Annotated in this window: 19 protein-coding genes and 1 tRNA gene; 15 read left to right on the top strand and 5 right to left on the bottom strand. The window is 41.8% G+C overall.

The features are described 5' to 3' along the window. Nucleotides 1-127 precede the first annotated feature (127 nt). From ETP43_RS14880 to ETP43_RS14845, 8 genes are read left to right on the top strand one after another with little or no spacing between them, the layout of a single operon-like run. Entirely contained in the window at nucleotides 128-2,473 is a 2,346-nt protein-coding gene (locus ETP43_RS14880; protein ID WP_129258978.1) for a TIM-barrel domain-containing protein, read from the top strand. A gap of 19 nt (nucleotides 2,474-2,492) precedes the next feature. Then, entirely contained in the window at nucleotides 2,493-3,677 is a 1,185-nt protein-coding gene (locus tag ETP43_RS14875; RefSeq protein WP_129258976.1) for an MFS transporter, read from the top strand. Then, nucleotides 3,667-4,629, top strand: coding sequence for a carbohydrate kinase family protein (locus ETP43_RS14870; RefSeq protein WP_129258973.1), 963 nt, complete (start codon nucleotides 3,667-3,669; stop codon nucleotides 4,627-4,629). The genes ETP43_RS14875 and ETP43_RS14870 overlap by 11 nt, the downstream gene beginning before the upstream one ends. After that, nucleotides 4,622-5,998: an L-fucose/L-arabinose isomerase family protein gene (locus tag ETP43_RS14865; protein WP_129258971.1), complete on the top strand. Its 1,377-nt coding sequence runs from the start codon at nucleotides 4,622-4,624 to the stop codon at nucleotides 5,996-5,998. Before ETP43_RS14870 ends, ETP43_RS14865 begins: the two co-directional genes overlap by 8 nt. Nucleotides 5,999-6,009: 11 nt before the next feature. Beyond that, complete coding sequence (locus tag ETP43_RS14860; RefSeq protein WP_129258969.1) at nucleotides 6,010-6,519, top strand: ureidoglycolate lyase; 510 nt, start codon at nucleotides 6,010-6,012, stop codon at nucleotides 6,517-6,519. Further along, complete coding sequence (locus ETP43_RS14855; protein WP_129258967.1) at nucleotides 6,516-7,463, top strand: aldo/keto reductase; 948 nt, start codon at nucleotides 6,516-6,518, stop codon at nucleotides 7,461-7,463. Before ETP43_RS14860 ends, ETP43_RS14855 begins: the two co-directional genes overlap by 4 nt. 11 nt (nucleotides 7,464-7,474) lie before the next feature. Next, nucleotides 7,475-8,329 carry a class II fructose-bisphosphate aldolase gene (locus ETP43_RS14850; RefSeq protein WP_129258965.1) on the top strand — a complete coding sequence of 285 codons (855 nt, stop codon included), beginning with the start codon at nucleotides 7,475-7,477 and terminating at the stop codon, nucleotides 8,327-8,329. A 44-nt stretch (nucleotides 8,330-8,373) separates the two neighbouring features. Continuing rightward, nucleotides 8,374-9,933 carry a carboxylesterase/lipase family protein gene (locus tag ETP43_RS14845; RefSeq protein WP_129259635.1) on the top strand — a complete coding sequence of 520 codons (1,560 nt, stop codon included), beginning with the start codon at nucleotides 8,374-8,376 and terminating at the stop codon, nucleotides 9,931-9,933. Between the two features lie 248 nt (nucleotides 9,934-10,181). Here the strand turns inward: ETP43_RS14845 and tnpC are convergent, their stop codons facing one another. The 4 genes from tnpC to ETP43_RS14825 form a co-directional block, all read right to left on the bottom strand. Further along, nucleotides 10,182-11,810, bottom strand: a complete 1,629-nt coding sequence (gene tnpC, locus ETP43_RS14840; protein WP_129258963.1) for an IS66 family transposase — start codon at nucleotides 11,808-11,810, stop codon at nucleotides 10,182-10,184. 272 nt (nucleotides 11,811-12,082) lie between these two features. Beyond that, nucleotides 12,083-12,439, bottom strand: a complete 357-nt coding sequence (tnpB, locus tag ETP43_RS14835; protein ID WP_117526118.1) for an IS66 family insertion sequence element accessory protein TnpB — start codon at nucleotides 12,437-12,439, stop codon at nucleotides 12,083-12,085. Further along, complete coding sequence (locus ETP43_RS14830; protein ID WP_118710427.1) at nucleotides 12,432-12,809, bottom strand: hypothetical protein; 378 nt, start codon at nucleotides 12,807-12,809, stop codon at nucleotides 12,432-12,434. Before ETP43_RS14830 ends, tnpB begins: the two co-directional genes overlap by 8 nt. Nucleotides 12,810-13,081: 272 nt before the next feature. After that, nucleotides 13,082-13,882: an MBL fold metallo-hydrolase gene (locus ETP43_RS14825; protein ID WP_129258961.1), complete on the bottom strand. Its 801-nt coding sequence runs from the start codon at nucleotides 13,880-13,882 to the stop codon at nucleotides 13,082-13,084. 274 nt (nucleotides 13,883-14,156) lie between these two features. Here ETP43_RS14825 and ETP43_RS14820 point away from each other — a divergent pair. Then, nucleotides 14,157-15,733, top strand: a protein-coding gene (locus ETP43_RS14820) for an IS3 family transposase (protein ID WP_408608685.1) whose coding sequence is annotated in 2 segments (ribosomal slippage) — nucleotides 14,157-14,619 and nucleotides 14,619-15,733 — 1,578 coding nt in all. Because the reading frame shifts where the segments join, the coding sequence is not laid out codon by codon here. 202 nt (nucleotides 15,734-15,935) lie between these two features. On the opposite strand, the gene ETP43_RS14815 is transcribed toward ETP43_RS14820, so the two are convergent. Continuing rightward, nucleotides 15,936-17,405, bottom strand: coding sequence for a nicotinate phosphoribosyltransferase (locus ETP43_RS14815; RefSeq protein WP_129258959.1), 1,470 nt, complete (start codon nucleotides 17,403-17,405; stop codon nucleotides 15,936-15,938). 100 nt (nucleotides 17,406-17,505) lie between these two features. On the opposite strand from ETP43_RS14815, the gene ETP43_RS17170 reads away from it, so the two are divergent. The 6 genes from ETP43_RS17170 (at nucleotide 17,506) to ETP43_RS14790 (ending at nucleotide 24,069) form a co-directional block, all read left to right on the top strand. Then, nucleotides 17,506-17,706, top strand: a complete 201-nt coding sequence (locus tag ETP43_RS17170) for a hypothetical protein (RefSeq protein WP_164979739.1) — start codon at nucleotides 17,506-17,508, stop codon at nucleotides 17,704-17,706. Then, nucleotides 17,707-17,778: transfer RNA gene (locus tag ETP43_RS14810), tRNA-Gln, on the top strand. Nucleotides 17,779-17,892: 114 nt separating this feature from the next. Then, nucleotides 17,893-18,594: an acyl-[acyl-carrier-protein] thioesterase gene (locus tag ETP43_RS14805; protein WP_129258957.1), complete on the top strand. Its 702-nt coding sequence runs from the start codon at nucleotides 17,893-17,895 to the stop codon at nucleotides 18,592-18,594. A 139-nt stretch (nucleotides 18,595-18,733) separates the two neighbouring features. Then, on the top strand, nucleotides 18,734-19,576 hold the full coding sequence (locus tag ETP43_RS14800) for a CvfB family protein (RefSeq protein WP_022398850.1): 843 nt from the start codon (nucleotides 18,734-18,736) through the stop codon (nucleotides 19,574-19,576). Between the two features lie 159 nt (nucleotides 19,577-19,735). Beyond that, nucleotides 19,736-20,338 carry a class I SAM-dependent DNA methyltransferase gene (locus tag ETP43_RS14795; RefSeq protein WP_129258955.1) on the top strand — a complete coding sequence of 201 codons (603 nt, stop codon included), beginning with the start codon at nucleotides 19,736-19,738 and terminating at the stop codon, nucleotides 20,336-20,338. Nucleotides 20,339-20,586: 248 nt separating this feature from the next. Beyond that, a complete protein-coding gene (locus tag ETP43_RS14790) occupies nucleotides 20,587-24,069 on the top strand; it encodes a DNA polymerase III subunit alpha (RefSeq protein ID WP_129258953.1) in 3,483 nt (1,160 codons plus the stop codon). The last annotated feature ends 4 nt before the right edge of the window (nucleotides 24,070-24,073 follow it).

Below are 24,073 nucleotides of genomic sequence, written 5' to 3'. Positions count from 1 at the left end.
TAAGGAAAAAAAGTTATATTTTGCAAGTAAAAATATTCATAAAGTTGCGTCCTTTATTATGCTAAAATCAAATTCAAGAAAGTCAAGAAAGTCAAGAAAGTCAAGAAAGGTAATTAGGAGGTAACATATGGGTAAAAAAGTAGAAGTAAGCTATAATCCACAGTTGGGGTATTTACAAACAATATTCCATCACAATTTTGATTTTTTAACAGGTATAAAAAGTTATACAGAGAGAACAGATGGAGTAGAATTTGTAGTAGATACTTACAAAGAGAACACAGTAAAAGTGTTCATTCAATGTGTTGGGGAAACCGCATTTCGTTTTCGTATGTATACGCCTGGAAATGAGCATCCTTTTGATAATAGTATATATCAGTTAGAAGGACAGAATGGTGTAAATATAACGGAAAACGAAGAATTTATTTCTATATCTAAAGGGAAGATAGAAGCTAGGGTTAGGAAATATCCGTGGGAAGTTAGCTATTATCTTGATGGAAAGTTAAAAACAAAAGAGCAGATTAAAGATTCCAATGTGGATAATATGTGTAAAAATTTGCCTGTAGGATTCACTTATGATGAAAATAAAGAGATTATTGGCGTTAATGAAACAATGTATTTATATGCAGATGAAGAATTCTACGGTTTCGGAGAAAAATTTACGGATTTTGGTAAGAGAGGACAGACTATTAATTGTTGGCAAACGGATGCTCTAAGCACGAATACGGAAAAATCTTATAAAAATCATCCTTTCTTCATGAGTAGTAGGGGATATGCTATTCTGTTAAATACTTATACAAGGTCGAAATTTGAGATGGGTAGTTTTTCAAATGTGGCATATAACATGAGCGTAGAAGATAAAGTCTTAGACTATGTCATTTGGATGGGAAATGATTATAAGGCACTCTTAAAGTCTTATATAAATCAAACTGGAAAAATTCCTATGATTCCCAAGTGGGCTCTGGGACTTTGGATGTCAAAATGTTCATATCAAACTCAAGATGAAATTTATGAAGTAGTAAAGATTTCTAAAGAAAGGGATATTAAGATTGATGTAATACATATCGATGGATGGCAGAAAGAAGGTGACGCAGGCGCTTGGGTCTGGGACTATGAAAGATTTCCTAATCCAGAAGAAATGATTTACAAGTTAAAAAAGGAGGGAATCCACCTTTGTCTTTGGATTTTCCCCTATATTGATGAGAATTCAAAATATTTTAAAGAAGCAGAAGAAAAGGGATTTTTGGTAAAAAATACAAAAGGTGTTACAAGCAGATTTTATTCTACGGCAACAAGTACCTCAAAGGTAGGATGCTTTGACTTTACAAACCCACATTTTATAGAGTGGTACAAGCCTAAAGTAAGGTCAGTTGTTAGTATGGGCATTGGAGCAGTAAAAACTGATTTTTCAGAAGCTGTTCCAGAAGATGCGGTTTATTTTGATGGTTCTACAGGAATTCAGGGACATAATAAACTAACATTTTTATATGCCAAAACAATTTATGATATTATGGCAGAGGTGAAAATCCCTTTAGGAGAACTTCCAATGCTTTGGGGAAGAAGTGGATATGCAGGCTCTCATACTATTCCAGCAGCGTGGGCAGGAGATTCATCTACCCATTTAAATAATCATGCATGTATTCTTAGAGGAGGCTTAAGTGCTTCTATGAGTGGAATTCCTTTTTGGGGATTTGATATGGGGGGATTCTATAATACAGATCATGAAGGGTATGAATGTGTTCCTACAGATGAGGAGTATATTAGAAGTTGTCAGTTTGGATTTTTTAATTCACTTAGCCGATGTCATGGGAAAACACCAAGAGAACCCTGGAATTTTGGAGAAAAAGCAGAAAAGATTTTTAAGAAATTTAATGATATAAGACATTTATTATTACCGTATCTGTACAGTACAACTTATAAAACACACCTCTCAGATATTCCTGTAATTAGGCCAGTAGTAATGGAATATCCAGAGGATAGAAGTGCCCGTAATGTAGAGTTGGAATATTTTCTAGGAGATTCTCTTTTGGTTGTACCAGTATTTGATCAGGAGGATGAAATAGATGTATATTTGCCAAATGGACAATGGATTGATTTGTTTACGCATGAAAGAATAAAAGGCGGTAGATGGGTTAAGAGAAAAATTGAACTAGATAAGATTCCAGTGTTTATTCGTCAAAATAAAATGATTCCAATGTTAACCAAGATTCCAGAGAATATTGAAGAAAAGTACGAAAATTTAGATGTCATATTATTTTGTGAAGATGAAATTAGAGACACGTATATTGATGATGGTAACGTACAGAATTTGAAAGCAAAGATAGAAGAGGGAACCTTGTTTATAAACACGGATATGGATGCCAGCTATTTTACTGTATACGCAGAAAAATGTTTGGACAACGCTGTGGTAAATGGACAGAACTGGGAAATCAAAAAGGAAAAAGAAGGATACTATAAGATTGCTTTAGAAAAATAAAAAGGAGTTAAGGCAAAATTTGAATAAAGAGAGAACTATTTTATATCTGTTCAGCATAAATGCAATTATTTATATTGCCAGCGGTTTTTATACACCTTTTTTATCTGCTTATTATGCACAGAAAGGAATTGATGCTGAGAAGATAGGGATTCTTTTGATGATTGGTCCGTGTGTTGTTTTGTTAATACAGAGGTTTTGGGCAAAAATTAGTGATAGGACGGGCAAAAGAAAAGAGGTTCTTCTGGTTGCAATAGTGGGAAGTGGATTTAGCATGCTTTTATACTATCTGGGAAATAGTTTTCTTTGTATGTTTTTTGCAACGGTTGTGGTAACTTCCTTTACCACAGCCGTAATTCCCTTAAGTGACGCAATTTTGATTGCTCGCTCCTTAAAAGAAGGATATTCCTATTCAATTATTCGTCTTGGAGGAACTCTAGGATATGCTGTTATGACAATTTGTGCAGGAATGTACTTAAAGACAAGACCACAGATGCAATTTGTATTTGCATTTTTCGCCTATATGATTTTGTTTTGTTTTTGTATAGGATTAAAAGAGGAAAGAAATGGGCAGATAGTAATAAATGAAGTTGTTCAAGAAAATGAGCAAAACAGGATATTTAAAAATCGAGATGTGTATATAGTTTTGGGGTTAGCGTTTATAAGTCAGATGGGCTTGAGCTTTTATACGGGTTTTATTGGGCCGTATATTCTTGAAAAAGGTTACACACAGTCAACCATTGGGGTTATAAATAGCATTTCAGCATTAAGCGAAGTTCCAGTGTTATTTTATATAAACAGAATGCTTAAAAAGTATGGAACAATAAAGATTTTATTTTTATCTTGTTTTCTTATGGGAATTAGAATTCTTCTTCCAATAAGAAGTGGAATTATTGGAATAGTTTTGGCTCAACTGTTACAAGGAGTTACATATATGACTATGTATTATAGTTGTGCGGTATATATTAGTACTTGTGTGTATGAAAAATATCAAACAAAAGGACAAAGTGTACTAAATGTTGTACAGCTTGGATTAGGAGCCATTGTTGGAAATTTAGTAGGAGGAAAGTTAATTCACCTACTAGGATATGAAAAAGGGTATTTACTTATGGCAGGAATTATTACTTTAATGACGATATGTGCTTTGATTGTATATTTCTGGAAAAATCGAGAGCAAAGAAATGGAGGGGATGTGTGTGAAATTTGATGTGATCGGATTGGATAGCCCTTGCGTAGATCTTGCAGTAAATGTTAGGTGCTTTCCAAAACCTAATGGAGCAGAGAGGATACAGAATTTGAGTTGGCAAGGAGGAGGAAAAGTAGCTTCCGGTATGGTAGCAGCGGCAAGATTGGGGCTTTGCTGTGGAATAATGGGAAATGTTGGAGATGATAAATATGGAACTTTTTGTCTCAGAGATTTTCAAGACCATGGAATTGATACAGAACAAATGTGTGTGAGAAAAAATAGAACAACTAATTTTGATATTGTAATTAGTGACGAAGGTTCTATGGGACGAAGTTTTGTTTTTTATCCAGGAAGCGCAGAATGTATGACAGAGGAAGAATTGAATATAGAATATATTTCAAATTCTAGTTATTTTTATATGGCCAACTTAGATTCGGTGACGAAAAAAGCAGCTCAAATGGCAAAACAAAAAGGAAGCAAAATTTTTATGGATGCTGACTCTTATACAGATGAATTGTTGGATGCTATTTCTTGGATAGATATATTTATTGGCTCAGAATTTGTTTACGAAAAGATGTTAGAAGTTGGAAAAAGCGTAAAAGAAAATTGCGAATATTTATATAATAAGGGACCAGAAATTGTGATTTTTACATTCGGAGAAAAGGGCTGTGCGGGGATCAGCAAAGAAGGATTTTTTGAAATTCCTGCTTTTGATGTAGATGTAAAGGATACGGTGGGAGCAGGGGATGTTTTTCATGGTGCTTTTTTAGCAGCAATAGTTAAAGGCCTGTCTCCTAAAGATGCTGCAAGATTCGCAAGTGGAGTATCTGCCATCAAATGTACCAGAATTGGAGGGAGAGCAGGAATTCCTAATTGGGAAGTAACAGATAACTTTTTAGAAACAGGCGAGATTGATTACAGAGAAATTGATGAAAGAGTAAAAAAGTATGGCAGGGGGCTAGAGTATGTATAGGGAAACTTTAACTTTGGGTGTAGTACCAAATAAAAGAAGCTTTTTGAGTATGGTGGAAGCAAAACGTCAGAAGGATTGTTTTATGGAAGAAATTCGGAAGATTAAAGCTTCTATAGTAGAAATCGTGGATATAGATGATATATGCGAGAATGGAATTGTTTGCGAAATGGACAAAGTAAACGCAATTGTGGATAAAATGAAAAATAGAAAAATTGATGCATTATTTTTCCCTTTCTGTGATTTTGGAGAAGAACAAGTAGTGGCAGCGATTGCTTCTAAATTTACAGTACCTATTTTGGTATGGGGACCAAGAGATGAAAGGCCGAATACTGATGAGGCTAGGGGAAGAGATACACAGTGCGGTATGTTTGCAGCTACAAAGGTTTTACAGCGCTATGGTTTGAAATACAGTTACATTTATAATTGTACTACGAAAAGTGAAGAATTTGTAAAAGGGTATGAAACATTTATTAGAACAGCAGCAGTTTTAAAATCTCTTCGTACTTTGCGAATTGCTAAAATAGGAGAACGTCCAGTGCCTTTTATGAGTGTTATGACTAACGAAGCAAATTTGATTAAGAGGTTCGGCATTACAACTGTCCCTATTTCACCAGTAGAAATTTGTAACAGAGCTAGGAAAATTCTAGAGGAGAAAGGAAAAGAATATATAAAGTATGAGGAGGAATTTGTGAGAAAATTCCCTGATGGAGAAAATTTCCAACAAATATGTGCGACAAAATTAGCAGTTCAGGAATTAATGGAAGAAAACAATTGTTCTGTGGCAGCATTTGAGTGCTGGTCTGCTTTTCCAACTTTAATGGGGTTGTGCCCTTGCGTTGTTTTGGGAGAAATGGCAGATAATGGAATGCCTCTTTCCTGTGAAACAGATATAAATGGAGCCATTACTCTGGCAATCTTAAGAGCTTGCAATTTATTTGAAGAATCAGAATTTTTAGCAGATTTGACTATTCGTCATCCTCAAAATGATAATGCAGAACTTTTATGGCATTGCGGTCCATTTCCTTATTCTTTGAAAAAAGATGGGGTAGAGGCAAAATTAGTAGATGGACAAGAACGCTTTGAATTAAAACAAGGTGATTTAACAGTTTGTAGGTTCGATGATATAGATGGAGAATATTATTTATTTGCGGGGGAAGCCAAAACTACAACAGGACCGAAGACGAATGGTACTTATGTATGGATGGAAACTGATAACTGGAAACGTTGGGAAGAAAAGTTAATGTTTGGCCCATACATACATCATTTAGGCTGTGTTTATGGTCACTACTTACCTGTTTTGAGAGAGGTATCTAGATATTTGGGAATTCATTTTGATAATGCTCATGAGCAAGGAATTTATAGTTTATAGGAGTAGGTATTATGAGAGAGATTCAGGTACAAAAATTAACAAAAGATAATTTTGGAAAATATGGGGAATTTTTAGATTTACTAGATGAGAGTGAACTGAAAAAGAAATCTATTTTTCAGGAGGGTTTTTTTGCAGATGTGGTAGCGTTAGAATTTAACCAGGGTAATCAACCTACAATTTCTGTGTGCCATGTTAAAAAACAAAGCGACAATATCATTTCTTTTCTCGAAGCACATCAATATGCATGTGAAGGACTTCTTCCACTAGATGGAGATGTGATTATTTTTGTAGGAATTATGGATAGAGATTTTAGAACCGAAAGTATAGAAGCTTTTTATGTTCCAAAGGGAACATTCGTAAAATTGAATCCGCTGATTGTTCATGGAACACAGTATCCAGTAGATAAAGAAGATGTTCATATTGTTTGTATGCTACCTGGAAGAACTTTTAAGAATGATATGTTGAGTAGAAGGTTGGAAACAGGAGAGCAGATAAGGATTACAAGGGGGTGTGAAAAATGAGATATAAAAAATTTAAAAATGCAGAGATCGAAGTATCACAGTTAGCGGTAGGGACTTGGGCAATCGGAGGTCAAAACTATGGAAAAGTGGATAAAAACGAAGCTATTTGTGCAATTCGAAGAATGATAGAAAAGGGAGTAAATCTTATTGATACAGCTCCCTGCTACGGAAATGGAACTTCAGAAAAAATTGTAGGAGAAGTTTTGAAAGAAATTCCAAGGGAACAGGTGTTAATTTCCACAAAGTTTGGCTTGATTCCGGATATCTATACACATGGATATAAAAAAGATACGAGTTATAAAAATGCTATGAGAGAAATTCAAAGTTCTTTGATGAATTTGGAAACAGACTATATAGATTTTTATTTTGTTCATTGGCCAGATGTAAATACGCCTATAGATGAAACTATGGCTGCGTTGGGGGAAATGAAGCGTAAAGGCTATATACGTTATGTTGGTGTATCTAATTTTACGGCAGAGCAGATAAAAGAAGCAGAACAATATATTCAGATTGATGTACAGCAGCCATTATATTCTATGGTCGATAGAGGGTTTGAAGATTTGATGTCTTGGGGATATGATAGAGGAATTGATTCTATGACATATGGTTCTATGGGAGCGGGCATTCTTTCTGGAAAAATAAGAAGTATGCCTTCTTTTGAAAAAAATGATTTACGTTTAAACTTTTATGATGTTTATAAAGAACCCAAATTTTCAAAAATTATGGAATTGCTAAAAGTAATGGATAGTATTGCAGATGGTCATAATGTACCAGTGGGACAGGTTGCATTAAATTGGAGTACCCAGAAAGAATATGTAGGTACAGCTTTAGTAGGCGTTAGAAGTATTGAGCATGCTGATGAAAACTGTAAGACATTCGACTGGAAATTAACAGAAGAGGAAATGAAAATTTTAGATAGTAAAATTGAAGAGTGTGCATTGTAGGAGGGAAGAATATGCCTAAAGCAAAAGTAAAAGATATTTTAACATATGCAACAGAAAATAGGTTTGGTGTTGCTGCAATTAATACTTTAAATATTGAAACCGTTAAATATGTTATAGAAGCAGCAGAAAGAGAAAGAGTTCCCATAATTGTTCAGTTTTATCCCGGATTTTCAGACTACACAGATTTAAAGCATTTGGCTTTTGCAGCCTGCGATATGGCAGAAAAAGCATCTGTTCCTGTTGGAGTACATCTGGATCATTCTGTAACATATGAAATTGCAGTAGGAGGGATTCGGGATGGATTTCCTTCAGTTATGATAGATGGTTCAACGAAACCTTTCCAAGAAAATGTAGAACTAACTAAAAATGTGGTGCGTGTGGCTAAGGTGTTTGGAATTGACGTTGAAGCAGAGCTAGGACATGTTGGAAATGGAGATAGCATTGACGCAATTGATAATACGAACTATTATACTAAAGTAGAAGATGCAGTAAGATTTGTGGAACAGACGGGTTGTGATTCACTTGCTATTGCTGTTGGAAATGCTCATGGTCCGTATGTGAAAACACCGAATTTAGATTTAGAAAGAATTTATGCTATACGAAAAAAGGTAAATATTCCTTTGGTACTACATGGATGTTCTGATATTCCAGAAGAACAGTTAAAAGAAGCTGTAAATTTAGGAATGAGCAAATTTAATATTGCGACAGAGTATTTTCGTACCATGTATCAAAGTATAGAAAAGCGGATTAATAACCAGGAATTTGAGGGGAATGGAGTCAAATTAATGTATGACATTAAAGAAGAGATGATTGATTTTGTGATTCAGAAAATAAGGTTATTAAATCCAAATAAGTATTCTATGTAAACATAGAACCTAACTTAGTATTTGGAAAAGGGATGGAAATAGAGATGACAAAACAATTTAATTATGATGATTTGCCAGTTATTCAAACTAAACAAGGCAAGATTCGAGGATATCAGAGTGGGGGAACCTATATTTTTAAAGGGATTGTATATGCTCGAGCTAAGAGATTTCAAAAACCGGAAGAACCTGAATGTTGGGATGGTATTAAGGAAGCCGCTTCTTATGGTTATGTAAGTCCTATGTTGCAAGAAGATGTTCCAAATGGTGAGTTGATGGTTCCACACAGATATTGGATTCAAAATGAAAATTGTCAGAATTTAAATATATGGACGCAATCCCTTGATAAAATGGCAATGAGGCCAGTGCTTGTATGGTTCCATGGAGGTGGATTTTCCATGGGAAGTTCTATTGAGCAAAAAGCATACAATGGAGAGAATATGAGTAAGTATGGAGATGTAGTTGTCGTTACGGTGAATCATAGGCTTAATATTCTTGGGTATTTAGATTTGTCTCAATATGGTGAAAAATACGCAGATTCTGCAAATGCAGGGCAGGAAGATCTAATTGCTGCTTTAAAGTGGATAAAAGAAAATATAAAGGAATTTGGTGGAAATCCTCAGAATGTAACAATTTTTGGACAATCTGGTGGAGGTATGAAAGTGAGCGGTCTAATGCAGATGAAAGAAGCAGATGGACTGTTTCAAAAAGGAATTATTATGAGTGGTGTTCCAGATAAATCATATAAATATAGTGATAAAGATTCTACACCTTTGATTACAGCATTACTGGAAGAATTAAATTTTACAGAAGATGAGGTGGAGAAACTAGAAGACATTCCTTATGCTCAGTTGGCTCAAGCTTATAATAAAGTGAGTCCTAAATTAGAAGCAGAAGGTGAATATGTTGGATGTACACCGAAGCCTAATGATTTTTATAAAGGAGAAGGACCAGATGTAGGGTTTCGTAAAGAGGCTACAAAGATACCACTTATGATAGGAAGCGTCTTTGGAGAGTTTTATATGAAACCACAGACTTTTTTTAAGGATGAGATATCAAAAGAAGAACTAATGAAAAGAATTGGTGATAGATTTGGAGACTGGGGAGAAGAATTATCCGATGTTTTTCAGGAGGTTTATCCAGAGAAAAATTTAGCTGATTTACTTACATTGGATACAGTATTTCGTTGTCCTACTAAAAAGTTTATAAAAGAGTTTGCAAAATCAGGAGGTAAAATCTATTCGTATCTTTTTACGTTGGAATTTCCTTATCAGCATGGAAAGACAGCATGGCATTGTTCGGATATACCATTTGTATTTCATAATACAGAGCTAGTTCCTGTAACGAATATACCAGAGATTTCAGACAAACTGGAAAAGCAGATGTTTGATGCGGTTATTCATTTTGCAGAGACAGGAGATCCTAATCATCTAGGAATTCCGCAATGGCCCGTTTCTACAGAAGATAGAGAGGCAACTATGATTTTTGATAGAGTTTGTACAGTGCGTTTTAATTTTGATGATTCTTTACTAGAATTATATAAGAAAGCTCTTCCAAATTTAACACTGGCGAATATAACTCAAGAAGATAATCAAATACAGCATTGATTGTGAACTTCCATAATAAAGTGCAACTCAAGTGAATCATACGGATTGAGAATGCCCTGAAAATACTGAAAAAATAAGAAAAGGGGCTGTCGGTTAATAGCAAATTCCGGCATCCCCAGTAGTAATTGAAAGGATCCCAGCAAGGACAAGGCTTGTTAGTCTTCTACCTTGCGAGGGATCCTTTTTTCTATGGAAGATAAAAGTAAACGTCAAACCATGCGCCTGACATTAAATGAAACGCCGCTTTTTTATGAGCGGCGTGGTTTCCTGCATTCGTCTGGAAGTTCTGATGACCAAGGCATCAGATCATCTAATTCCGCAGGATCTATATTTCCTTGTTTATCGCAGCGTTTCGGCAGCTCTGTGAGGATATACTTAAAGTAGTAATACGGCCGCAGGTTGTTCAGCTTCGCAGTTTCTGAAATGCTGTACACCAGTGCACTGGCATTCGCCCCGTTTGCGGTGTTGTGGAACATCCAGTTTTTCTTTCCGATGCAGAAGGTCCGGATCGCCCGTTCCGAAGCCGAGTTGTCAATGGGAACATCGCCGTCTTCCAGGAAAACTTTAAGATATTTTTCCTGGTTGATCAGGAAGTTCAGTCCCTGGGCCGTTTTTGATTTCGGCGGTACAGCACATTCCGCAGCCTGTTGTTTTACCCACGCAAAGAATTCCTCAACCATCGGCCGGATCACCTCCTGCCGCTTTTGAAGACGTTCTTCCGACGAGAGCCCTTTTAGCTCCGTATCGATATTATAGAATCCTGCGATCTTTTGCAGTGCCTGATATGCAACCGACTGTTTGACCGCCTGTGGGTCTTTTTTATCGGCTGCTTTTACTGCATCTGCAAAATCGCGCCTTGCATGTGCCCAGCAGTTCGCGTTTGTTACCTCTGGGAGTTTCCTTTCAAGTACGTGGTACTGCTGGAGGCTGTCCGTTACAAGGATCCCTTTATAGTCCCGGTAAAAATCCAGAGGTTTGTGGTGGTCGCGCCCTTTCTGGTATTCATAGATCACGATGGGGCGCTCCTTATACAGTTCACCGGAACGGTGCACCCACATGTAACACTTGCTGTTGGGATGATCGCTGTCTGCGATCACCTGCGTCGGCGTTTCATCAGACTGTGTGACATGCAGCGACAGCAGTTCTGATTTCATCCGCTCAACAAAAGGTGCAAAGTATCTGTCAGCACATTTGATGATCCAGTTGGACATGGTCTGCCGGGATATCTTTACACCATTGCGCTCGAATTCCTGCTCGATCCGGTGAAGTGCGGATGAGTTTACATACTTTACGTTCAGGATAGCTGCCAGCAGGGACGGGGTCACAATGCTGTTCCGGAGCAGATCCTTTGGCCTTTCTCCGCGGATGAATTCGTCCTGATGGTCACCGTCAGTCCCAACATATACTTCGACCGTATGAACCTCAACGGTCCATGATGCCGGCTCGTAGCGAAGCCTCTTATAGATCTCACTTGGAATCTGACGCCAGTTGCCATCGCCATAGAAGGCATCCAGTTCTTCTTTGGAAACATGATACGGCGGAAGGATCTCTACAGGGAAATCTTTCAGATCCAGATCCCGTTTTCCTTTTTTCTTCTGACTCCGCTTGGTGGGCAGGATCTCATCTGCAGAAGGTTCTGGAACTGATGCATCATATGCAGCTTCTGCTTCATCAAAAAAGGAGAGCTGTCCGTCGATCGATTTTAAAGTTTCCGTATGTTTGCCAAAACGATAGCTGTTGGCGAGGCGTACCTGTTCGATCAGTTTTTCTATGTTCTGGTTCAGCATATCCAGCTGTCCCTGCATGGAAAGAACCATGGTAATCAGTTCCTCGCGGCTGCAGTTATTCAGTTCAGTAAGTGTATGTTTATGATCCATTGTCCCGCTCCTTTTCACTGTATCCATTATAACAGAAACAACGGAAAATGGCGAATTTCCAAGAATGACGTCTTCGTCATTATGCCTATGTGCCAAAAAGCCGTATAACGTCCATAAACATAAGAAAATATAGTATTTTCAAGGTTCAAAAAATTTATTTTCAATCATTCTCAGATGCACTGAGTGCGTCTGGAAAGAGTGAAAACCTATGTTACAACGACTGATTTTTGACCTGATGAAAACGCTGAAAAAATCTCTGTTTTGCACAAAAGTCAGAGTGCTCTTTTCGGATGGACCTCTTTGATCTTTGGATCCAGTGGGTTCAGTCCGAGCATCAGATACTGGAACTGTTCCTCTGTAAGTTCTGCAGCTTCCTGTTCTGTCCTGGGCCAGGTCAGGGATCCGTCTTCTAAGCGTTTGTACAGAAGCAGGAATCCATCTCCCATCCAAAGCAGACCTTTGATCCGGTCGGATCTTCTTCCGCAGAAAAGAAAAAGAGTTCCTTTTTCAAAAGGATTCTGATGGTATCTGTCACCGATGATCATGGACAGTCCGTCAATGCCTTTCCGCAGATCAACATATCCGCAGGCGAGTACAACCCTGCGGATTCCTGCTGCATCGTTAAGCATGACGGATCACCTGGAAGATCCTGTCAAGCAGGGCTTCCGAAATATCGTTAGATATCGCAATGGATAAAGCACCATTTTTGATGATGGCAGCCGGAGGTTGTTCCTGAAAGGAGTGTATCGGTTCTTCCTGCCTGCTTAACGGAACAGAGATCTCAGCAAACGTGATTTCCGGAGATGAAGTGGCTGGTGGCATCTGCATTTGCTCATACGCTTCTTTGCGGAATTTTCGGAGCCAGTAATAATAAGATTTTTCTTTGATACCATTATCGGCAAGCCATTGCTTCACGGTCATATTTTCCGGCCTTTGCTGACATTGTTCTATAATGTTCAGCCAGTTGGTGCGTCTTACATCATGAGTTGATTGGTCCATACTTTAGTCCTCCTCTAAAAAACTAGTTAGTTTTTTCGTACTTTTTAGAGTATCTCATAAATGCGCTGATCCGGCTAGGCGAGTGGTTTGACGTTTACCAAAAATCGGAGAACGATTGATTTAGTTGTAAAATTTCTGGAAGTTCACATTATTATAAAACAAGCGGGTATCCATTTGATACCCGCTAAGGTTTCATTTTGTTGTACCCAAAGTTCAGAAAGAACCGATAAATCGTTACTGCAACACATCCTTATTTTGCACATTAGTCTACATTATAATTCAAACCCTTCCAAATCCTCCGGAACAAACAGATTCCCATCGAAATAAGGCTTCCCTTCCGCCATATATAACTCTTTCCGATGCTCAATCGTCTTATCTTCCGTATGATAAAGAATCAGGTTCTCAACACCGAGTGTCTGTGCCAGTTTGCAGGCGTCTTTGACGGTAGAATGGTGTTTCTCATACGGCTTAAAATGGTCGGCGTCGCGATACAGGCAGAAGGCTTCGTGGAGCATCCATTTGCTGCCTTTGGCGTATGGTTCTTCGCATGGGTTGTATGGCTCATCGCCGCAGCAGGTGAGTTTTTTGCCGTTGCCGAGATCCATGGAGAAGCCGAACTGTTTGGCTTTGGTGGAGCCGATATCGAAAAAGGTCACGTCGTGCCCGATGATTTCTCTGGTTTCACCGTTTTCTACTGTGATAAGGTGCAGGCGGTCACCCATGTAGGCGGCTTCTTTTGGCTGCAGGACCATACAGGCGATATCGTGTGCCATCTGGAGGACTTCGGCGTGACCGTAGAGGTTGGCTTCGCCCTCGTAGGTTCCGCGTTTCATGTTCTGGCAGATCATGCGGATCATCCAGATGATACCGGTCAGATGGTCGAGGTGTTTGTGTGTGATGAAGATGTCGCGGATCTCTTTCCAAGGGATGTTGGCATCTTCTAACTGGCGCAGAATGCCGTTACCGCCGCCTCCATCGACTAGGAAGTATTTTCCGTTATCGTCAAAGATAAAGCAGGTATTGTAACAGCGGGTGACAACAGCGTTTCCGGTTCCGAGAATCGTAAGTTTCATAGCAGGTTCCTTTCTTTCTAAAATATATCGTGGCTTGTATGTCTCGGGAGTCTGGCATACTATTTGTTGAGTAATTACCGATATTCAATGTTCCGATAAATAAACATTGTTTAGATTTGTCTTGCGATATTCAGCGACCCAGGAATTACTTCGTGGGGAATTCCTGGGTCGTGTTTTAAACATATAATGGTATCCCTGTGTGTTAGGATAGTTGTCAGTGAAAGATAATTACTTTTGTGGTAGTATAGAGCCATCACAGGAAGGAGCTTTCACTATGAACTATAGTCCAGAATTAAAGGATGCACTCCTTAGAAGGATGCTTCCACCAAACAATGAATCCATTACCAAGATTTCCAGGGAAGAAGGTATCTCTGAACAGACACTTCGTAACTGGCGGGATAAAGCCAGAAAGGAAGGTTATGCCGCTCCTGGTACAGATGCTGTCCCTGACGACTGGAGCACACAGGACAAATTTTTAGTTGTCGTTGAAACAGCAAGCATGAATGAGACGGAACTTGCTGAGTATGCCCGTAAAAAAGGACTTTATATTGAACAGATCAAAGCCTGGAAAGATGCCTGCATGAATGCAAATGGCGGTATCGCGAAGGAAGCTTCCCGGCTTAACCGTGAACTCAAGGATTCTGAAAAAGAACGCAGAAAACTTGAAAAAGAATTACAGCGCAAGGAAAAAGCTCTTGCGGAAGCGGCAGCTTTACTTGTACTGTCAAAAAAAGCAAATGCGATCTGGGGGGATCCAGAGGACGAATGATCAGCGCCCCAGACCGCGAAACTGCTGTACTGCTGATCGATGAGGCCATTGCATCGGGGGCTACCTGCAAAAAGGCATGTGACCGTCTCGGGATCACGGAACGGACTTTCTACCGTTGGAAAAAACGAAAGACAGATACGGATTCCTATGGGGATGGACGTCCTTCAGCAGATCACTCGGATCCTGCAAATAAGATATCGGCAGAGATACGCCGGGAGATCATAAGTATCTGTAACAGGCCAGAATACGCAAGCATGGCACCATGTGAGATCGTTCCTGCATTAGCCGATGAGGGGATTTATGTTGCCTCTGAATCAACCTTTTACCGTGTATTGCGGGAAGAAAAAATGTTAAATCATCGTGGACGCAGCGAAGCACCAAAACACAACCGTCCATCTACATACAGCGCAACAGCTCCGAATCAGGTGTATATGTGGGATATCACTTATCTGAATGGACCACATAAAGGGATGTTTTATTACCTGTACCTTTTTTCAGACCTTTATGACCGTAGTATCGTTGGCTGGGAAGTCTACGAAGAAGAAAGTGCAGACTGTGCCAGCAGCTTGATCAAAAGGATCTGTCTGAAACAAGGCCGGCTCACTACAGAACCGTTAGTGTTACATTCTGATAACGGCTCACCCATGAAAGGGGCAACAATGCTGGCGACACTGTATCAGCTTGGAATCACCCCTTCAAACAGCAGACCGCGTGTGAGCAATGATAATCCATACGCCGAAAGCCTATTCAAAACGCTGAAGTATCGTCCGAATTATCAGCCCAAAGGATTTGGAACACTGGAAGAGGCACGGGAATGGGTCAGCCTGTTTGTAAAGTGGTATAACCACGATCACCATCACAGTGGGTTGAAGTTTCTTACTCCATACCAGCGCCGCAGCGGCTTGTCTGATAAGATACTGGCCAAACGCAAAGAGGTCTACGAAGCTGCCAAAGCAGAGCATCCAGAACGTTGGAATGGACGTGCAACCCGTGACTGGAGTCTTCCAGATACAGTGTATCTGAATCCGGATAAGATGCCGGAGCAGCTTGAAACAGAAGCTGAAAAGACTGCTGTATCATAAAAATCAATTCATTCAAAATGCTAGCGCTCAAGCAGGGTTCTGTGCCTGACGTGATTGCCAATAAATTAGATCATTTATTGATACTCACGTCAGGTACAGAACAATATCTGATAACCTGCACGAACAAAAAATATAAATTTTTACTGACAACTACCTTGACAATCAGCGGTATAAACAGAATCGATACCTGTAAGACAAATTTTTACTGCAGATCCAGAGCCTTCATGCTCATCTCTTCGAGCAGCTGAGATTTTACTTTATACAGCTTGTCGGACAGATCCACATACACTTTCTGCGGATTTACCAGACGGCGTGTCTCCGGCCACAGGGTTTCCTGTTCTTTTTTGCAGATTGCCTGCATTTCCATAACGGAAGGAGAGGTGTAAACACACAGGCCTTTCTGGAAGACAGGAACCAGAAGTTCCCGGAGTGTGTAGGAGCCGCCTTTGATCTTGGTTTTTTTCCAGGTTTCGATCGGATCGAAGATGATCATGTCTTTGGATTCATCAAAGGTTTCGTCCACCATACAGATCAGATCGGCACGGATCTTGCCGGTTGCTTTGTCGTAGATACGGTAAATGGTTTTATTTCCCGGGTTTGTGATTTTCTCTGTATTTTCAGAAAGTTTGATCTTCGGTACGAAATCCTCATCGTCTTTGTCTTTGATGGCTGCCAGTTTGTAGACGCCGCCGAATGCCGGGCAGTCTTTGGAGGTGATCAGGTTCGTGCCGACACCCCAGGAGTTGATCGTGGCGCCCTGTGCTTTCAGGCTGTCGATCAGGTATTCGTCCAGATCGCTGGAAGCGGAGATGATCGCATCGCCGAATCCGGCAGCTTCGAGCATTTCAGAAGCTTTCTTTGACAGATAAGCCAGGTCACCGCTGTCGATACGGATGCCGTAGCCGTGGAAGTTCGGATCTTTTTCTTTCATTTCTTTAAAGACGCGGATCGCGTTCGGTACACCGGAGTCGAGTACATCATACGTATCTACCAGCAGCAGGCAGGCGTTCGGATACAGGTTTGCATAGGTTTTAAATGCGGTATATTCATCCGGGAAGCTCATGATCCAGCTGTGTGCATGTGTACCTTTGACCGGAACATTGAACATCTTGCCGGTCAGCACGTTGGAAGTTCCGACGCAGCCGCCGATCACAGCGGCTCTTGCACCGTAGATACCGGCATCCGGTCCCTGTGCACGGCGAAGACCGAATTCCATGATACCGTCACCTTTTGCCGCATAAACCACGCGGGAGGCTTTGGTGGCGATCAGACTCTGATGGTTGATGATGTTTAAGATTGCGGTTTCCACCAGCTGCGCCTCCATGACAGGAGCAACTACTTTTAAGAGAGGTTCTCTCGGGAACACAACGGTTCCTTCCGGAATCGCATAAATATCACCGGTAAAGTGGAAGCCTCTCAGATATTCCAGAAAATCATCGTCGAACAGGTTCAGTCCCCGCAGATATTCCACATCGTCCGGAGAAAAATGCAGGTCACGGATGTATTCGATGACCTGTTCCAGTCCGGCTGCGATCGCATAACCGCCGTCACACGGGTTCTGTCTGTAGAAGGCATCAAATACAACAACCTGATCAGTAGGGTTTTTAAAATAACCCTGCATCATGGTTAATTCGTATAAATCAGTTAATAAGGTTAAATCCAGCGCTCTCATGGCGTACCTCCATATATTTATTGTTGTCCTTATAAATTCAGTGATCAATTTTTGTATAGTATACCATTTTGAAAAAACAAAGTAAACCGATGCGGAATAAATGGACAGGAAATTGTCAGTTAAGAAAGGAAGAATCTGGAAAAAACGAGGGAGAGAAAACGGCGAAAAAACAGCAAAAAAACGGGCTAAAAAAATTTTTGAAAAAATTTCAAAAAAACACTTGCATTTTTCTGAAGGGTGCTATATAATACATCTTGTCGCTGAGCGGTACAGAAATAAAAAGCACAGCACAATAAGTTAATGGGCTATCGCCAAATGGTAAGGCAACGGACTCTGACTCCGTCATTTCAAGGTTCGAATCCTTGTAGCCCAGCTTCAAGCCTTGGATATAGATCCAAGGCTTTTTTCTTACGCTGTATATCAATAATTGGTCCAGTGGACCAATTTTGATTGCATTGCATATTGATAACAACAGGAGGAAAACGGCATGTATTCGTTTGAAAGTAAAGTACGTTACAGTGAAGTCGGTGAAGATACGAGGATGACTCTTTACAGTGTGCTGAATTATTTTCAGGATTGCAGTGTATTTCATTCGGAATCTGTAGGGCGCGGCACGGCGGTTCAGGGAGAACTGGGCAGAGCGTGGGTGCTGACCGGATGGCAGATCGAATTCAGGAGAGCAGCTGACCTTGGGGAGAGCATACGGATTTCCACCTGGCCGCACGGGTTCCGGGGATTTATCGGGGAGCGTAATTTTCTGATGGAGACACTGGATGGGGAAATACTGGCATGTGCGGATTCAAGCTGGGCGTATATCGATACAAAAACCGGACATCCGGTAAAGGCATCGGAGGAAGAACGGGCAGTATATCCGATAGAGGAGAAACTGGATATGAAACCGCTCGGAAGAAAGATTCGGATTCCGGAGGAACGGCAGGAGATGGGATGCTTTACCGTCCGTCAGTATCATCTGGACTCCAATCATCATGTAAACAATGCACAGTATATCCGCCTGTCGCAGGAATACATTCCGGCTGATTTTCAAGTGCAGAGACTGCGGGCGGAATACAAGAGACAGGCAGTGCTTGGAGATAAGATTTTCCCGCTGGTTTCGAAAACGGAAGACAGCTATGTAGTTGCTTTGTGTAATGAAGAGAAAGAACCGTATGCGGTGGTAGAATTCGCCTGAGAAACTTTTTAAATGAAAGAAATTATAATAGAAAGAAAAACAAGAAAATGCTGGGAACGGTGTGTGAAATATATTATAATGAAAAAACAAAAAATACACACGCAGGAGGCTGCGTGAACACAGTTACGGAGGAACGATCATGATTGAATTAGGAAGAAGACAGAAGTTACAGGTAGTAAAAAAAGTGGAATTCGGTGTCTATCTTGGAGAGAAGGCAGACGCGAAGGAGCAGGAGAGAGTGCTTCTGCCGGCAAAACAGGTACCGGCTGATACAAAAGTAGGCGATGAACTGGAAGTATTTATCTACCGGGATTCCGCAGACCGCCTGATTGCAACAACCAGAGTACCGGCGCTGGAGCTTCACCAGACCGCAGTGGTAAAAGTTGCGGAAGTTGGAAAAATCGGAGCATTTCTGGACTGGGGACTGGAAAAAGATCTGTTGCTTCCATATAAAGAGCAGACTGTGAAGGTGAAAAAGGATCAGGAAGTTCTGGTAGCCCTGTATATCGACAAGAGCGACCGTCTGTGTGCGACCATGAAAGTATATCCGTACCTGAAAACGCAGTCTCCGTATGTGGTAGAAGATCAGGTAGAGGGAAGAATCTATGAGATCAGCGACAATTTCGGCGTATTTGTGGCAGTTGACGATCAGTATTCCGGTCTGATCCCGAAGACGGAAGCGCAGGGCCAGTATCGTCCGGGCGAGAAGGTAAGCTGCCGTGTGACAAATGTAAGAGAGGATGGAAAACTGAACCTTTCTCCGAGAAAAAAAGCCTACCAGCAGATGGATGAGGATTCCGAACTGGTATTAAAGGTGATCGGTGAGTATGCGGGTGTGCTGCCGTTTGATGATAAAGTGTCACCGGAAGTGATCAAACGGGAATTCGGACTGAGCAAAGCGGCATTTAAACGTGCGGTCGGTCATTTATTAAAAGAGAAGAAAATCAAGATCCAGGATAAACGTATTTACTTGATTTTTTAGGCAGCAGTTGCTATACTATACAGTATATTTTGGTAACACTTTGCAGACTGAGTCCCGTGAAGAAAACGGAAGAACGTGAAGGATGGTTGCCGATAGAAAAAAGATAGTATGCAGTTGGAAAAGAAAACGACTGTCTGAGTAATAAAAGGAGGATTATCGTTGGACTCGATAGACTATTATAACCGGTATGCGGTGCCCTATTATGAAGAAACAGTAGATGCGAGCATGGAAGAGGTTATGAAGCCGTTTGTGGAACTTCTGTCCGAGGAGTCGGAGAATGCAGAAGTGCTGGACCTGGGATGTGGTTCCGGAAGGGACACCCTGTTATTGGAAGAATATGGATTTTATGTAACACCGATGGATGGCTCGGAGGAGATGTGTAAGCTCGCAGTGGTAAACACGGACAAAGAAGTACTGCAGATGACCTATGATGAGATGGAATTTGATGATGTCTTTGATGGGATCTGGGCGTGTGCTTCCCTGATTCATCTGACCGAAGATGAGATGCGTAAGGTTATGAAAAAACTGGTGAAGGCGCTGAAGGAAAATGGTGTGCTTTATTTTTCCGTACATAAGGGAGACCGGGATGGAATTTATCATGGGCGTTATTTCCATGATTACACCAGAAGGGAATTGCAGAGTCTGATGGAAGAATATCCGGAACTGGAAGTGGTTGATATCTGGACCACACAGGATGTACGGTCAGAAAAGTCAGATAAACTCTGGCTGAATGTACTGGCACGAAAAACAGGAAAAGAGTAGAGGCAGGAAAGTCTGGACGGGGATAGTACCGACCAGACTTTTTTACCTTACAGGAAATTGCTTTCCTGTAAAGTAAAGAACGCTCCGCGAGGATGCGCACTGCGGCGTATAAGGTAGATGTCGCAAGTGACCGCCGCAGGCGCGAGAATGTGCCGAGGCACATTCTTTATTACGCAGGCAACGAGCCAAAGTCCGTATTTGCACGGAACCTTGGCGACTGCCGCGATAGCAAAATAGGAGGAAAACCGATGGGATTTACACATTTGCATGTGCATACGGAATACAGCTTGCTGGATGGTTCCAATAAAATCAAAGAGTATGTAGCCCGGGTGAAAGAGCTGGGCATGGACAGTGCGGCGATCACAGATCACGGTGTGATGTATGGCTGTATCGATTTTTACCGCGCGGCAAAGGAAGCCGGAATCAACCCGATCCTCGGGTGCGAGGTCTACGTGGCGCCCGGTTCCCGATTTGACAAAGAGATGCAGCACGGGGAAGACCGGTATTATCATCTGGTACTGCTGGCGGAGAATAATCAGGGCTACAGCAACCTGATGAAGATCGTCTCGGCAGGATTTGTGGAAGGATATTACTACAAACCGCGTGTGGATCTGGAAGTTCTGGAAAAATACCACGAGGGTATTATCGCGCTGAGCGCCTGCCTTGCCGGTGAGATCCCGAGATTTCTGACCAGAGGACTGTATGAGGAAGGAAAAAAGGCGGCACTGCGTTATCAGGAGATTTTCGGAAAAAATAATTTCTTCCTGGAATTACAGAATCATGGAATCCCGGAGCAGGAGATGGTCAATCAGCAGCTGGTGCGTATGAGCAGTGAGACGGGGATTGAACTGGTATGTACCAACGATGTACATTATACCTATGCGGAAGATGCAGGCTCCCACGATATCCTGTTGTGTATCCAGACCGGAAAAAAAGTGCAGGACGAAGACCGTATGCGCTATGAGGGCGGGCAGTATTATGTCAAATCCGAAGCAGAGATGGCGGCACTGTTCCCGTATGCACCGCAGGCTCTGGAAAATACAAAGAAAATCGGTGACCGGTGTCACGTAGAGATCGAATTTGGCGTGACCAAACTGCCGAAATACGACGTTCCGGACGGATATACCTCCTGGGAGTACCTGAATAAACTCTGCTGGGAAGGCCTGGAAGAAAAATACCATCCGGTAACGGAAGAACTGAAAGAGCGTCTGACCTATGAGTTAAATACAATCAAGACCATGGGGTATGTGGATTATTTCCTGATTGTATGGGATTTTATCAAATATGCGAGAGACAACGATATTATGGTAGGTCCGGGACGAGGTTCCGCGGCGGGAAGTATCGTTTCGTATTCGCTGGGGATCACACAGCTGGATCCGATCCGGTATCAGCTGCTGTTCGAGCGTTTCCTGAACCCGGAACGAGTATCCATGCCAGATATCGATATTGACTTCTGTTTCGAACGGAGACAGGAAGTCATTGATTATGTCGTGAGAAAATACGGAAAAGACCGGGTGGTGCAGATCGTTACGTTCGGTACGATGGCGGCGCGCGGTGTTATCCGGGATGTCGGAAGGGTACTGGATTTTCCGTATGCACAGGTGGATACGATCGCGAAGATGATCCCGAATGAGTTAAATATCACGATCGATAAAGCCCTGAAAATGAACCCGGAGCTGAGAAATCAGTACGAGGGTGACGAGCAGATCCGCTATCTGATCGATATGTCGAAACGTCTGGAAGGTCTGCCGCGGCATACTTCGATGCATGCCGCCGGTGTCGTGATCAGCCAGAAAGCGGTGGATGAGTATGTGCCGCTCTCCCGGGCTTCGGACGGTTCGATCACGACGCAGTTTACGATGACGACGCTGGAAGAACTGGGACTTCTGAAGATGGATTTCCTGGGACTGCGTACGCTGACCGTGATCCAGAACGCGGTAAAACTGGCGCAGAAGAGCGAAGGAATCGAGCTGGATCTGTCAAAAATCGATTACAACGATCAGGCGGTACTCGGCATGATCGGAAGCGGAAAATGCGAGGGTGTGTTCCAGCTGGAAAGTAGCGGTATGAAAAACTTCATGAAGGAGCTGAAACCGAAGAGTCTGGAAGATATCATCGCTGGAATCTCCCTGTACCGTCCGGGTCCGATGGATTTTATCCCGCAGTATATCAAAGGAAAAAATGCACCGGATCAGATCACCTATGACTGCCCGCAGCTGGAGCCGATTCTGGAACCGACCTACGGCTGTATCGTTTATCAGGAACAGGTTATGCAGATCGTGCGTGATCTGGCAGGCTATACACTGGGACGAAGCGACCTGGTACGCCGTGCCATGGCGAAGAAGAAAGCGGCGGTTATGGCAAAAGAGAGGGAAAACTTCGTTTATGGAAATAAGGAAGAAGGGGTTCCCGGCTGTATCGCAAACGGAATCAGCGAGCAGGTGGCAAATAAGATCTACGATGAGATGACGGATTTTGCCAAGTATGCATTTAACAAGTCACACGCTGCAGCTTATGCGGTGGTATCGTATCAGACTGCGTGGTTAAAATACTATTATCCGGTGGAATTTATGGCGGCATTGATGACTTCGTGTATTGATAATCCGTCGAAGGTATCCGAATATATCCTGAACTGCCGGCAGATGGGCATTCAGATCCTGCCACCGGACATCAACCGCAGTACCGGAAGTTTCTCCGTAGAAGATGGCAGTATCCGGTATGGCATGGCTGCAGTAAAGGGGATCGGAAAACCGGTGATGGAAGCGATCGTGGAAGAAAGAGAACGCGGCGGCGCATTTTCCTCGCTCAAAGACTTTTGCCAGCGGTTAAGCGGAAAAGAAGTCAATAAGCGAACAATCGAAAACTTTATCAAAGCGGGAGCCTTTGACAGCCTCGGCGGAACGAGAAAGCAGTTTATGATGATCTATGTGCAGGTGATGGATACGGTCAACCAGGAGAAAAAATCTTCGATGACCGGTCAGATGAGTCTGTTTGATATCATGGGCGAGGAGGATAAAAAGAGTTTCGAGATCCGGATGCCGGACGTAGGAGAATATGAGAAAGAAAACAAGCTGGCATTTGAAAAAGAAGTGCTTGGCGTGTATATCAGCGGTCATCCGCTGGAGGAATACGCAGATGTCTGGAAAAAGAATATCACGGCGACGACCTCGGATTTTCAACCGATGGAAGAGAGCGAAATGCCGAAGGTCAAAGATGAATCGAAAGTGGTCATTGGCGGTATGATCACGGAAAAGACGATCAAATACACCAAAAACAATAAAGTGATGGCATTTATCACATTGGAAGATCTTGTCGGAACGGTGGAAGTGGTTGTATTTCCAAGGGATTATGAGAGAAATGCTGCGCTGATCGAGACGGATTCCAAAGTATTTATCATGGGAAAAGTATCAGCGGAGGATGATAAGGCGAGCAAACTGATCTGTGAAAAGATTGTCTCGTTCGATCAGGTGCCGCGGGAGCTGTGGATCCAGTTTGCCGACCGCAGACAGTACGAGCAGGAGGTGGCAGGACTCTATGATACGCTGCGCCAGTCCGACGGCAGCGATCATGTGGTCGTGTATCTGCGGGCAGAAAAGCAGATGAAACATCTTCCGGCATCGAGAAGCATCGAAATCGAGGACAATCTGCTTGGTATTTTACGCGGAAAATACGGCGCGGAAAATGTCAAAGTTGTGGAAAAGAGTATTGAAAAACAGCTTCATATGCATTAAAATA

It is taken from the genome of Blautia faecicola, assembly GCF_004123145.1.
In the GTDB taxonomy this organism is placed as follows: domain Bacteria; phylum Bacillota; class Clostridia; order Lachnospirales; family Lachnospiraceae; genus Oliverpabstia; species Oliverpabstia faecicola.
This window is presented reverse-complemented; position numbering and strand designations above follow the sequence as displayed.